Source organism: Aneurinibacillus sp. UBA3580 (assembly GCF_002375825.1).
Classification (GTDB): domain Bacteria; phylum Bacillota; class Bacilli; order Aneurinibacillales; family Aneurinibacillaceae; genus Aneurinibacillus; species Aneurinibacillus danicus.
In genome coordinates, this window is record NZ_DFMZ01000046.1 from 29,750 (window position 1) to 39,602 (window position 9,853).

Sequence of the window (9,853 nt, forward strand, 5' to 3'; positions counted from 1 at the left end):
AATTCCTGCTGTTCATCCGGTGTCATCTTCTTCCGAAAGATCTCTTCCTCAGAGAATACTTTCACTTTATCAATATCAATATTCGGTTCCTGTAAAAAATCCGCCCGCGGCAGTGTAATTGTCATTTGTTTATTTTGTTGATCAATTGCAATATCTGAAGGAGTTACTTTTTTCAAATCAATGCCAATGAGGATTTTAGCCGGTACATCAATATGAAAAAAACGTTTTGTACCCGGAAGTTCAACATTGTAGAAACGATACGCGTCTTCTCCTTCCAACGTCGTCATTACTACTGCCTCTGCCGTCGTTAGATACGACAAATCCCGAATCTCCTGAACGACTGTCTGACCGGTAACATCCGGCGAACCAAACCACTGGTTTCCTGCCCAGACACCGGTACCGAGTACAGCGATCCCCACTATCACCGCGCCCGCCAAATTCCTTGTTTTTTTCACCCAGCGCGATCGTGGAAACCATGAGCGAAGCTTTCTTTTCTTCTTCGGCCCCTGTTCCATCTCCGCGTATGGCAATCGGTAAATAGTCGCCCCCCTTTGTCCGCGCCCTGCATCACGCCTTGACCGCAGCATATCGTCCCTGTTGTTCACCGTTTCTCCTCCTACTTCAGTACCTCTGGGTGACGTACTTCTTTTTCACATTAATTTGACGCCAAAAAGCAAAAAAAGTCGCTGGGCAAAATGAGCGACTTTTACTATAATATCCCAGTTTATATATTATATCCATTCGAGCGTAAGTATGCTAAGCAAACAGAGGAGAAGAAAGAAAAAAGATACCCACTTCATGATATCGACTGTCTCTTTAATATCGTTCGGTTCAATAGGTCGATGCGCCTCCCCCATTTTTGCACGGTGAGAGGGAATGCCCTGATAATAGTTTGTACCGCCAAGTTGAATTCCCAACGCACCGGCGACTCCCGCCTCAGTAAATCCGCTGTTCGGACTCGGATGGCGTCTGGCGTCACGCAGAATGACAATGGCACAGTTTCGAGAATCCAGACGCATGACCCAGCTTACGAATACAAGCGTAAGTGCGGCCAAGCGGGCCGGTATGTAGTTGGCAAGATCATCGAAGCGAGCCGATGCCCAGCCTAAATTCCGGTACTTTTCGTTTTTGTAACCGATCATCGAGTCGAGTGTATTGACAGCCCGGTATGCCATCGCCAGCGGTGCCCCCCCGATGGCGGCATAAAATAGCGGAGACAGAATCGCATCCACAATATTCTCCGCCACAGTCTCCACGGCACCTCGCGATACTTCCTGTTCGTTAAGGGATTCTGTATCACGTCCGACGATCATGGAAAGCGCATGACGCGCCTCCTCCATCTTCCCTTGCTTCAGCAAGCGGTAGATGCCCATGCCCGCTTCCGCCAATCCTTTTGTGGCAATCGTCGTCGAGATGAACCACGCTTCCGCCACCCAGGCCAGCCAAGGGTGAATCAGGTGCAGGAGCGTAAGCAAGCCCCACATACACAGGAAGCTGCCTCCGACAAGAATAATAGGAAATAATATACCGGCCTGCTTCAACTGTTCTTCCCGCGGGAAAAACATTCGAATTTTTGCTTCTAACCAGGTGATCACACGCCCCATATAGACAACCGGATGCGTGATCCAGCGCGGATCTCCGATGACGCGGTCAATAATATAGGCCGTAAGGATAATACATGCACGCTCAAGCATTATCATTCTCCTTGCGTAGCGACCGCTTCATAGACCGCTTTGTAGACAAGGCGTCCAATCGCGTTGCCGATAGTAGTAGCGGCTCCGGCAAACCGGTGCGGCGCTCCGTATTCGAATTTCTGCGTAGAAGCCAGAACAATGGAATCGGTGGTTGTTCCCGTCGCTATCTCACCGTCTTCATCCACAATCTGCAGATCCTGCAGCACGGCCGATTTCGCTTCGGTAGCGGTAATAATACCGTTAATCATGGCCGACGGCGTCAGAAGGGCGTCGATGAGCAGGAAAATATTAATCGTACCGCATTGATAGGCAGAGAATGTCTCTCTGATTTTTCCGGCGCGCGCGCCGTTGCTCGTACCGGCCGTAGCACAGCACACGATACGATAGCGATCCCCGGCTTCTTCTTCCAGTGCGGCATGCGTAATCTTAGCAGCGGTCTGCAGGCCAATCGCAGCGTCCGCGGGATAGCCCCATACCGCCATTTGTTCCCGCATCATCTCTGTCGGGTTTTCGCACCGATATGTCAGCGGTACCTTCCAATTGACGAAATGAGTTGCCGTCGTCCACCCACCCCGCCAAAGCGCACTGCTGACCGCGGTTAACGGTTCGGCAGACGTAATCAGCAGATGATCGTCCGCATAGTCGACAGTAATATCCGGCCATACGGCGGAAACATACGATGTACAATGGCGAAACGGCTGAGTCATACGGTAATTCCTTTCTGGTTTCTGGCGGTGTCAAATGTATAAATCGAACGGTGCCAGTTCTCCATGCACTGGCGTAGCACATCAGTCTGATGTGCGCAGGACGAGGAACTTGCATCCAACAAAATGCCGGCAAGCGTTCCGCTGTGAGCCACGACGACACCAAGCCCTCCTATATCCTGGCAAAGCGCTTTCAATTCATTAAAATCCGGATGCGGCAAACGCTTCTGATGCATCTCCGCACTACGTGTCGCCACGTGACCGATCAGCTCACTATCGCCTGTCCGAAAAGCTTCCTGAAGTTTCAGCAAAAGATGGTCGTACTCTTTCTCCTCCTGCGGCGTATAGGCTGCCTGACGCTTATTAAACGAAACGGTATCCACTTTACCGCCCCGGTCCACCCCTATAATCTTCATGGGGGGGAGCTGTCCCAAACTGGCCACAACGCGCCCGTGATGATGCTGGTACGCTACTACTTCCTCGTACATAATCCCGTCGGTCGGCTCGACCTGGACCAGCATCGAGGAAATATGCTGGGGCAGCAAGCGCAATTTGTACGCTTTCGATACGGCGCGGCAAGCGGCGATCATATCCGCTGTGCTCGTCGCAAATCCCTTACCTTCAGGCAGTGACTGTTCGAGCAGGAGCGTTCCTTGAATCGAAATCTGATATTCTCTCATGAGATGACGCAGAATGCGGCGAACTTTAATCTTCTGCGGCGACGTCAACAATTCGCCGGAAGCGGAGGGGTAAAACGTTGCATTCACATAGCTTGCGATCGGCAGCGAGACAAGAAAGGGCACACCTTCCCTCTGTCCCTGCAGCAGCTCGCCAAACGTGTGACACGCTGTGCCTGTGGTTGCTTTCATGGTTTCTCCTCTTTTCCTATCCGTTTTCTCTATTTTTCATTTTTTCTCTCTTTTTCCTCATACCACAAAAGTCAGCCGCTCTTCTCCGCATTTTCATATCGGGGTTGCGGCTGAGATGCCATGGTCATTTTCTATAATGAAGGCGAACTCCATGTTTGTCCATGCTTATCTACGATGAAAATTTCACCTGTGCCCGGTCCTCTCACAGACCAGAACGCTGACGGCTTCCCTGTGACATGGCCGGTCAGAAACCAGCGAATCGGTCCGCCGTGCGTAACCAGTACAGCCGTCTCATCCGGATGCATTTGTTTCTCTAATGCGAACAACCAGCGGCTGACACGATTTCCGAGTTCAGCAAGACTTTCCCCGCCCGGTGGTGCAGTTTCGTACGGGTTATTATACCATTTTTCTGCCAATTGTTTATCGGTCTGCATAATTTCTTCATATGTTTTTCGATCCCAGCGTCCAAAATTGAGCTCACGAAGCTCCGGAACTTCCATCACAGCAAGCCTGTGCGGAGAGGCAATGATGGCTGCCGTCTCCCGACAGCGTTCCAGATCGCTCGTATATACATAGTGAATGGTTTCTTTTTCAAGCCGCCTGGCTGCGGCTTTGGCCTGCTTTTTCCCGCGGTCGGTAAGCGGCGCATCATAATGTCCGAGATAGCGGCGTTCCCGGTTATCCGCCGTCTCACCGTGCCGTACCCATATCCATCTCATGGCCAAAGCCTCCCTGCAGCGATGATGCATACAAGCGCGGCCGCTTCCGTCCATTCGACCAGTGCTCCATAGCAGTCGCCCGTCAAGCCACCCAATCGGCGCGACACACCGCGAAGAAACAGCCAGCTTCCGAAACCCGCAACTACAAGCACAAAAATGCCGGCCCCATTGTATAGCACAGCGGTAATACCAAGTGCAAGTACGAAACCGAGCGCAACCTTCCACCCGGAAAGGCCGCCGCGCAGCCCGGTCCCGAGTCCTTTTTCTGTAATATACGGCCAAAACCAGATAGCGCCCACCAGTGCCGTACGCGCAAGCAGCGGCGGAAGCAGCAGCCAGAAATTCAGGTGGCCTGTGATGATTTCGTACAGAGCCGTTATTTTCACCATGAACAAGAGAATCGCTGCGGTAACCCCCATAGCGCCTACCCGGCTGTCTTTCATAATGGCGAAAATTTTTTCGCGGTCCCGATGACTGCCCAGTCCGTCCGCCAAATCCATCCATCCGTCCAAATGCAGGGCGCCTGTACTGTATATCCAAAGGGTTAACGTCAATACGGCTGCAAGCGGAGCAGGCAGCAACCATCCGACAAGCCAGGAACTTCCCCATAGCAAAAACCCCAGCAGCAGGCCGACCGCTGGATAGAATGCGACACTGTGCTGCCAATCTTTTGCGTCTTTGCTTAGATACGGGACCGGTATGCGGGTAAGAAAAGCGACGGCATGAAAAAATGCATTCATACGCCCTCCCCCTTAATCTTCCATGGAATGCCTGACAGCACAGCGTACACTTCTTCCGCTTCCGACGCGATCCGCTGATTGGCCTCACCAAGCGTATCCTGAAACCAGCGGCCCAACTTCGACATCGCGACACCGCCCAATCCAGTCTCACTGGTGACAGCAATGATCGTACCCGGGTAGTCCCGAACGGCGGAGAGCCAGCGGTCTATCTTACCAAGAATCCGCTCCGTCTCGGCCGGATCACGCCACTTCTCCTCCGGGACATCGATAAGTAGATTGCTAATCCAGGTGGAAATACAGTCAAACAGCACAACATCGTAAGCGGAATAGGAGGCGACCATCTCGTCGGCATCGCACGGAGTTTCAGCCAATCCCCAGGAAGCGGGCCGACGCCTGCGATGCAATGTGATACGCTGTTCCATTTCCTCATCGCTGCATACGCCTGTTGCCACATACAGAACCGATGCGCTTTTTTCTTGGGCCAGCCGTTCCGCGAATGCGCTCTTGCCGGATCGCACACCCCCTGTAACCAGCACGATACTCACAGCTTCTCTCTCTCCTTCTCCCCGACTTCCACAAGCGCTTGCAGCAGCCGATTATTCTCGTCTCTCGACCGCACAGCGATACGAAAATCCCGTGAAGTTAATCCCGGATACATAGCGCAATTGCGAATCATAATCCCGCGTCGGCCCAGCTCTGTCTGCAGCGTCTCCGCCTCTTGTCCTTCAGGAAGACGCACCAGCAGAAAATTCGCCTGTCCCGGCCATACCTGAAAACCCAATTTATCGGAAAGCTCCAGGCGTAAGTATTCACGCTCTCTGCAAATCAACTCACGGGTAGCGGCTTCATACTCTCCCACCCGGCAGCATGCTTCTCCGGCCGCCAGCGCCAGGCGGTTGACGCTCCAGGGTACCTGCTTGCCTCTCATGCGTGCAATCATATGCGGATGAGCCACCGCAAATCCGAGACGCAGGCCCGGAATAGCATAAAACTTCGTTAGTGACCGAAGCAAAACGACGTGTGGATACAATGTCAATTCTCCGAGCAGCGTATTCTCAGTATACTGCGGCAAAAAGTCAATGAACGCTTCATCAAGGATAAGATATGTTCCGCCCGCTTCCGCCCAGGCAGCCAAACGACGCAATTCTTCCATTGAATACATAAGCCCGGTCGGATTATTCGGATGACCTACAAAAAGAGCATCGACTTCTTCTATCAGCGGCTGCAGTTCTTCTATAGGAGGCAGAAAACCCGTTTCTTCCCTTCCGACACAACCAATTACTTCTGCTCCATACTGGCGCGAAAGCTGTGTGTATTCCACAAACGAGGGGTAAATCACACCAACTTTTCGTGGTGAAAGCGCCAGTAGAATAAGCGCCATACATTCAGCGGCGCCATTTCCAATAAGCAGCATTTCCTCCGGAACTCCGTATTTCTCCGCCAACCCGCGAAGGAGCCCGCGGTGCGCCGGATCAGGATAATGAACCACGTTTTGCATCTCATGCTCCATCGCTGCAAGCACTTCGGACGGCGGACCCAGCGGATTAATGTTAGCACTGAAGTCAAGTAATTGATCCGCTTCTATGCCAAACAGCGCGGAGGCGGTCAGCAAATCGCCGCCATGTCCGAACCGTTCCAGATGTTCCATCAAAACTCAATCCCCAGCACGGCCGGAATGCCTTCATCGTAATAATGCTTGACAGGATTCATCTCCGTAACCAAATCGGCCCGGTCGATGATAGCCTGCTGTGCATTCCGACCGGTAATCACCATGTGCATGCCGTACGGCCGTCCCTCAATAAGCTCCAGCACTTCATGAAGCGGTAGCACATCGTCAATCGGAAATGAATTGATAGCGAGCGCATTGTTCAGCTCATCCAGTATCACCACGTCATACGCGCCGCTCATCACTTTTTCTTTAGTAAAAGCCCAGGCGCTTTTCAGCGCTTCCCGGTGCTCCTCCGGCGTTTTTAACCAGGTAAAGCCGATGCCTTTCTGGTGCATTTCGATACCAATTTTATCAAATAGTATTTTCTCGCCGTATGTCCGATCAGGCGATTTGATGAACTGAATCATCAATACGCGCTTGCCGCGGCCCGTGGCCCGGACCGCAAGCCCAAGTGCCGCCGTCGTTTTTCCTTTGCCGTCCCCTGTATAGACAAGGATCAACCCCCGCTGTTTATCCGGTTGATTCATACTGTTCCCCCCATTTGTTATGATAAATAAGCGTATCGAGCACGCGCCGCTTCTCCCATTTCTCCGTTTCCAGGATCGGTGCGGCGGGATAGTGGTCCGTATAGCCGAACGAGAGCAGAGCCACAGGATCTATATGCGGCGGCAGCTCAAGAATATCACGCACATCGTTTTTCTTATAGAAGCTGACCCAGCCCATCGCGATGCCTTCTGCACATGAAGAGAGCCACATATTCTGGATGGCACAGGCCGTTGACATGATATCGGTTTCCGGAATCGAATTGCGGCCCAGCACGTGTGACCCGCCGCGCGTCGGGTCACACGTTACGCAGATGGTCAGGGGGGCTTCCTGAAGTCCCTGCACTTTCAATCCGAGAAACTTTTCCGCCCGCTCCCCTTCATAGTGGATGGCAAGCGCTTTTCGTTCTTTTTCCGCCGCCCAGGCAAGTCGCGCCTTCACTTCATCGGACGTAATTAAGATGAAATTCCACGGCTGCATAAAGCCGACGGACGGACCGAAGTGAGCGGCTTCGATAATCCGCCGCACTGCTTCCATAGGAAGGGGATCGGGAAGAAAAGACCGGACATCGCGCCGCGTTTTAATTACCTTGTATACCGCCTTCTTTTCTTGTTCAGTAAACTTCATGGTGCTCCTCTCCTTATGTATCTTCTTCGCCTTCTTCCCGCATCAGTTTCATAAACCGTTCCCAGAGACGATCCGTATCCTTTCTTCTGGCATCAAGCAGAAACTCATCCGCCAGCAATTCTCTAAACAAGCGTCGGCGTCTCTTTGGATTCTCCACCTGTTCTAAAATCAACCTGCGGGTTTCAGCCAGGAAATCAAGATAGATTTCATACGCCTCGTCATACCTCTCCGCCAACTCTTCAATAAGCTTACGCGACAAACCGGGACTGGCTCCTTCCGTCGATACGGTCAACAGCAGCTTCCCCCGATGCAGTTGGGCCGGAACGGTAAATGTGCTCAAGTCGGGCCGGTCAGAGATATTAAGCAGTTGGCCGCTTTCTTTCGCTTCATAAACGGCCAGATTCACTTCCGGATGATTTGTGGCCGCAAAGATAAGGAAAGCGCCGTGCACATCTTCGGGGGTAAATGCCTTTTTCCGCCAGACAATACGGCCGGCTTGCGCCAGATCTTGCAGCCGTTCGGTTAACTCAGGGCTGACCACGACAACGGATGCGCCTGTTTGCAACAGTGTCATCGCTTTCCGTTCCGCCACGCCGCCACCGCCAATAATGACGCAGGTCCTGTTTTTCAATTGCAGCAGCACAGGGTACAAACGGTCTGTCATCAATACGCCCTCCTTATGTAACAGGAAGCGGTAACTCCATAATTTCATACAACTTTTTCATATCCAGATGCTCTCGTACAAGTGCCGCCAGCGCCGTATAACTGGCCTCTCGCCGTTCTGATTCAGTCCGCACTTCCTCGCTTACCGGATCCATACCTTTTTGCACACGGATATGGTTAAGCCATGCGCGGGTAAACGCCCGGTTGTGGAATACACCGTGCAGATAGGTACCCCATACGGCCTCATCGTCGGCAATTGTACCGTCCGTATGACCGTCAGTAAGCCGGAACAGGGGACGACTGCCATCTTCCCTTACAGTCTGCCCCAGATGGATTTCATATCCGGTTACCTCCTGACCGGCTGCAAAGGAAGCGCCGCATACTTCTCCTTCCACGCGCACCGTACGCTTACCGGCATGGAATGTTGTATGAATCGGCAGCAGCCCAAGTCCCTGACTGTGCCTATATGTCGACTCCACCCCATCCGGGTCATGCAATTCTTTGCCCAGCATCTGATAGCCGCCGCAAATACCGACAACATACGCACCGTTGTCCGATGCTTGCCGGATTAACTCGGCCAGCCCGGTTTGCTTCAGCCACCGCAAATCGTCTGTCGTATTCTTTGTACCCGGCAGCACAACCACGTCCGGATTGTTCCACTCCGCCGCCGAGGCAATAAGCCGTATCGTGACACCCGGCTCATCATAAAGCGGGTCCACATCAGTAAAATTAGAAATACGCGGCAACCGAATGACCGCAATGCGAAGCGCCTTATCCGACTCGTCCCGCTTTTTCAATCGAAGCGAGGACAGCGCCAGGGAATCTTCGGCGTCGATGCCCATATCGGCGTAGGGAATCGTTCCTATTACCGGGATTCCGGTATGCTGCTCCAGCCAGTCAAGCCCTGGCTTTAATAGAGAGAATTTTCCGCGAAATTTATTGATGATAAATCCCTTGACGCGTGCGCGCTCGGATTCATCCAGCAAGGCAAGCGTACCGACAAGCGAGGCGAATACGCCGCCCCTATCGATGTCCGCAACCAGCAGCACCGGAGAGTCAACCAGATCTGCCACTTTCATATTGGCGATGTCGCGGTCTTTCAGATTAATCTCCGCCGGACTGCCCGCGCCTTCAATGACAAGCACCTCATAGTCTTCCGCCAGCTTGTTCAACGACTCCCGCAGAATGGGAATCGCCGTAGGCACATAATCGTTCCGATATGCGCTCGCGCCCATATCGGCATAATGCTCGCCGCGTACAATGACCTCGGCAATCATATCCTGCTTCGGCTTCAATAAGATCGGATTCATGTCTGCGGTTGCTTCAATGCGGCACGCTTCGGCCTGTACTCCCTGCGCACGGCCGATTTCTTTGCCGTCGCGCGTAATATAAGAATTTAATGCCATATTCTGTGATTTAAACGGAGCCACTTTCCATCCGTCTTCATACAGGATACGGCAGAGCGCGGTGCATAACACGCTCTTGCCTACATCCGACGATGTACCCTGCAGCATAATCGCCTTCATCTAATTCCCCCTTTTTCTGTGAAAATCGTGAGGAAAGAAGGAGAGAAGGAGGAAAGGAGAGCCAGGGAAGAAAAAGGCGTTCGCCTTTTTCTACATTGA

Annotated in this window: 12 protein-coding genes; all 12 read right to left on the reverse strand. The window is 52.6% G+C overall.

Annotated elements, in window-relative coordinates; all coding sequences use genetic code 11:
* Positions 1–605, reverse strand: a 605-nt coding sequence (locus tag B2899_RS07335) for a DUF4230 domain-containing protein (RefSeq protein ID WP_286884725.1), incomplete at its 3' end; no start/stop codon positions are given.
* A 126-nt stretch (positions 606–731) separates the two neighbouring features.
* Positions 732–1,694 (reverse strand): adenosylcobinamide-phosphate synthase CbiB, encoded by a 963-nt coding sequence (gene cbiB, locus B2899_RS07340; RefSeq protein WP_414631756.1) that lies wholly within the window; start codon positions 1,692–1,694, stop codon positions 732–734.
* A gap of 2 nt (positions 1,695–1,696) precedes the next feature.
* Entirely contained in the window at positions 1,697–2,401 is a 705-nt protein-coding gene (locus tag B2899_RS07345) for an adenosylcobinamide amidohydrolase (protein ID WP_286884730.1), read from the reverse strand.
* On the reverse strand, positions 2,398–3,267 hold the full coding sequence (locus B2899_RS07350) for a kinase (protein WP_286884731.1): 870 nt from the start codon (positions 3,265–3,267) through the stop codon (positions 2,398–2,400). The genes B2899_RS07345 and B2899_RS07350 overlap by 4 nt, the downstream gene beginning before the upstream one ends.
* Before the next feature lie 131 nt (positions 3,268–3,398).
* Positions 3,399–3,986 (reverse strand): histidine phosphatase family protein, encoded by a 588-nt coding sequence (locus tag B2899_RS07355; protein WP_170230146.1) that lies wholly within the window; start codon positions 3,984–3,986, stop codon positions 3,399–3,401.
* Positions 3,983–4,726, reverse strand: coding sequence for an adenosylcobinamide-GDP ribazoletransferase (cobS, locus tag B2899_RS07360; RefSeq protein WP_146808694.1), 744 nt, complete (start codon positions 4,724–4,726; stop codon positions 3,983–3,985). The genes B2899_RS07355 and cobS overlap by 4 nt, the downstream gene beginning before the upstream one ends.
* On the reverse strand, positions 4,723–5,271 hold the full coding sequence (gene cobU / locus B2899_RS07365) for a bifunctional adenosylcobinamide kinase/adenosylcobinamide-phosphate guanylyltransferase (RefSeq protein WP_286884733.1): 549 nt from the start codon (positions 5,269–5,271) through the stop codon (positions 4,723–4,725). Before cobU ends, cobS begins: the two co-directional genes overlap by 4 nt.
* Positions 5,268–6,374, reverse strand: a complete 1,107-nt coding sequence (cobD, locus tag B2899_RS07370; RefSeq protein WP_286884743.1) for a threonine-phosphate decarboxylase CobD — start codon at positions 6,372–6,374, stop codon at positions 5,268–5,270. Before cobD ends, cobU begins: the two co-directional genes overlap by 4 nt.
* Positions 6,374–6,922 carry a cob(I)yrinic acid a,c-diamide adenosyltransferase gene (gene cobO / locus B2899_RS07375; protein ID WP_146808696.1) on the reverse strand — a complete coding sequence of 183 codons (549 nt, stop codon included), beginning with the start codon at positions 6,920–6,922 and terminating at the stop codon, positions 6,374–6,376. Before cobO ends, cobD begins: the two co-directional genes overlap by 1 nt.
* A complete protein-coding gene (bluB, locus tag B2899_RS07380) occupies positions 6,906–7,565 on the reverse strand; it encodes a 5,6-dimethylbenzimidazole synthase (RefSeq protein WP_286884735.1) in 660 nt (219 codons plus the stop codon). The genes cobO and bluB overlap by 17 nt, the downstream gene beginning before the upstream one ends.
* Positions 7,566–7,578: 13 nt before the next feature.
* Entirely contained in the window at positions 7,579–8,229 is a 651-nt protein-coding gene (locus B2899_RS07385) for a precorrin-2 dehydrogenase/sirohydrochlorin ferrochelatase family protein (protein WP_170230147.1), read from the reverse strand.
* A gap of 13 nt (positions 8,230–8,242) precedes the next feature.
* A complete protein-coding gene (locus B2899_RS07390) occupies positions 8,243–9,754 on the reverse strand; it encodes a cobyric acid synthase (RefSeq protein WP_286884740.1) in 1,512 nt (503 codons plus the stop codon).
* Positions 9,755–9,853 lie beyond the last annotated feature (99 nt).

Coding starts and splice junctions, on each gene's coding strand:
- B2899_RS07355 (WP_170230146.1), bottom strand. CDS start 3,986: ATGAGATGGATATGGGTACGGCACGGTGAGACGGCGGATAACCGGGAA.
- cbiB (WP_414631756.1), bottom strand. CDS start 1,694: ATGCTTGAGCGTGCATGTATTATCCTTACGGCCTATATTATTGACCGC.
- B2899_RS07345 (WP_286884730.1), bottom strand. CDS start 2,401: ATGACTCAGCCGTTTCGCCATTGTACATCGTATGTTTCCGCCGTATGG.
- cobS (WP_146808694.1), bottom strand. CDS start 4,726: ATGAATGCATTTTTTCATGCCGTCGCTTTTCTTACCCGCATACCGGTC.
- B2899_RS07350 (WP_286884731.1), bottom strand. CDS start 3,267: ATGAAAGCAACCACAGGCACAGCGTGTCACACGTTTGGCGAGCTGCTG.
- bluB (WP_286884735.1), bottom strand. CDS start 7,565: ATGAAGTTTACTGAACAAGAAAAGAAGGCGGTATACAAGGTAATTAAA.
- cobO (WP_146808696.1), bottom strand. CDS start 6,922: ATGAATCAACCGGATAAACAGCGGGGGTTGATCCTTGTCTATACAGGG.
- B2899_RS07390 (WP_286884740.1), bottom strand. CDS start 9,754: ATGAAGGCGATTATGCTGCAGGGTACATCGTCGGATGTAGGCAAGAGC.
- B2899_RS07385 (WP_170230147.1), bottom strand. CDS start 8,229: ATGACAGACCGTTTGTACCCTGTGCTGCTGCAATTGAAAAACAGGACC.
- cobD (WP_286884743.1), bottom strand. CDS start 6,374: ATGGAACATCTGGAACGGTTCGGACATGGCGGCGATTTGCTGACCGCC.